General features: G+C 76.5%; 1 protein-coding gene. It reads left to right on the forward strand.

Annotated elements, in window-relative coordinates; translation table 11 throughout:
• Window positions 1-2629 (forward strand): acyltransferase domain-containing protein (locus FNH08_RS48660; RefSeq protein WP_152778307.1); only part of this gene is annotated, 2629 nt, incomplete at both ends.

Raw genomic sequence — 2629 nt, forward strand, 5'->3', positions numbered from 1 at the left:
GGCACCCGACCGCATCCCGGGCGCACTGCCCTGGCTGCTGTCCGCCGCCACCCCGGCCGCCCTGCATGACCAGGCCGAGCGGCTGCGCGCCCTCCTCGCCCGCGAAGGAGGCCTGCGCCCCCTCGACGTCGCCTACTCCCTCGCCGTCACCCGTACGGCCCTCGACCACCGCACCGCCGTCGTCGCCGGCGCGGACGACTGCGCCTCCTCCGCGGACGCCCTCGCCGACCTCACCGGCCTGGGCACCGTCCACGGACACGTCACGGGGCGGCCCAAGCTCGCCCTGCTGTTCTCCGGGCAGGGCAGCCAGCGGCTCGGCATGGGCCGTGAACTCCACGCCGCGTTCCCGGCGTTCGCCGCGGCACTGGACGAGGCGCTGGCCTGCTTCGAGCCCGGGCTGCGCGAGGTGATGTGGGGCACGGACGACGCGCTGCTGAACCGTACGGACCACGCCCAGGCCGCGCTGTTCGCCGTAGAGGTCGCGCTGTACCGGCTGCTGGAGTCCTGGGGCGTGCGCGCCGAGTTCGTCGCCGGGCACTCCGTCGGCGAGATCGCCGCGGCCCATGTCGCGGGCGTACTGTCCCTCACCGACGCCGCCGCGCTCGTCGCGGCGCGCGGCCGGCTGATGGCGGCCCTCCCGACGGGCGGTGTGATGGTCGCCGTCGAGGCGGGCGAGGCCGAGGTCCGGCCGCTGCTGACGCCCGGTGTGGCGCTGGCGGCGGTCAACGGACCGGCGTCCGTGGTGCTGTCGGGCGAGGCCGACGCGGTGGAGAGGGCCCTGGCCGCGCTGGGGGAGCGGCGGCACACCCGGCTCGCCGTGAGCCACGCATTCCACTCGCCGCTGATGGACCCGATGCTGGACGACTTCCGTCAGGTTGCGGCACGGCTGACGTGGCAGCCCCCGCAGCTCGCCGTGGTCTGCGGGCTGACCGGCCGGGTCGCCGAGCGGGAGGAGCTGTGCTCGGCGGAGTACTGGGTGCGGCACGTCCGCGAGACCGTGCGCTTCGGCGACGGTGTCACCGCCCTGGCGGACGCCGGAGCCACTGCCTTCCTGGAGGTCGGCCCGGACGCCGTGCTGGCCGCCGCCCGCGCCTGCCTGCCCGGACGGGCCGTCGTGCAGCCGCTGTTGCGCCGGGGCCGGGCCGAGGAGCCCACGCTCGTCACCGGCCTCGCGGGTCTGCACGTCCACGGCGTCGCCGTCGACTGGGCCGCGTTCTTCGCCGGCACAGGTGCCCGCCGCGTGGACCTGCCGACGTACGCGTTCCAGCGCGAACGGTACTGGCCCGACGGCGGCGCCCGCGCCCTGGAGGTGTCCGGCGCCGGCCTGGAAGCCGTGGGGCATCCGCTGCTCGGCGCCGCGATGGTCGTGGCCGGCTCCGACGACCTCGTGCTCACCGGCGTGCTCTCCACCGCCGTCCAGCCCTGGCTGGCCGACCACCGCGTCGGCGGCATGGTGTTCTTCCCCGGCACCGGCTTCCTGGAACTGGCGATCCGCGCCGGGGACCAGGTGGGCTGCGCCCGCGTCGCCGAACTGACCCTGGCGGTACCGCTCGTGCTGCCCGAGGAGGGCGCCGTCCAGGTACAGCTGAAGGTCGGCGGACCGGACGAGGCCGGACGCCGCGAGCTGTGGTTCCACGGCCGTACCGCCGACCGGCCCGAGGCACCCTGGACCCTGCACGCCACCGGACGGCTCGCCCCCGACGCGGCCGAACCGGCACGGTTCGGCGCCGCCGAGTGGCCGCCGCAGGGCGCCCAGCCCGTCGACATCACGGACCGCTACGACCGCTATGCCGCGGCCGGCCTGGTGTACGGACCGGCCTTCCGCGGCCTGCGCGCCCTGTGGCGGCGCGGCGAGGAACTGTTCGCGGAGATCGCCCTGGACGCCTCGGTCCGCGACACCGGCGAGTACGGCATCCATCCCGGGCTGCTGGACTCCGTACTGCACGCGGCCGCCCTGGACCAGGACGCGGAACGCCTGTTGCCGTTCGAGTGGCGCGACGTGACCCTGCACGCCTCGGGAGCCGGACTGCTGCGGGCCCGGCTGCTGCGCACAGGACCGGACACCGTCGTGGTCGACGCCGCCGACGCGCACGGCGACCCCGTCGTCTCGGTCGCCGGCCTTACCCTGCGGGCCGCGCCGGACGACGCTCACGCGGACGCCCTGCCCGACCCGGCCGGGTCGCTGTTCCGTCTGGAGTGGGAGACCCACGAGGTGCCGGCCGCCGTGGCGGGCAGCTGGGCCCTGGTCGGCGAGGACCCGCTCGGGCTCGTCGCCCACCTGGAGGGCGCCGCGCACGTCCCGGCGCTGGACGCGCTGCCGGGCGAGCGGGCACCACGCCACCTCGTGGTGACCGTCGCCGGGCCCGGCAGCGATGCCGAGGCGGCCCGCGCCGCAACCCGCCACGTGCTCGCCGTACTGGGGGAGTTCCTCGCCGACGACCGTTTCCGACGCTCCCGCCTGCTGCTGGTGACGCGGGGTGCCGTCGCCGCGAACGACGCCGAGGACGTGACCGACCTGGGCGCCGCGGCCGTCTGGGGACTCGTCCGGTCCGCGCAGGCCGAGCACCCGGGCCGCGTGCTCCCGGTGGACACCGACGACGCTTCCGCCGCGCTGCTGCCCGCCCTGCCC

It is taken from the genome of Streptomyces spongiae, assembly GCF_009377185.1.
Classification (GTDB): Bacteria; Actinomycetota; Actinomycetes; order Streptomycetales; family Streptomycetaceae; genus Streptomyces; species Streptomyces spongiae.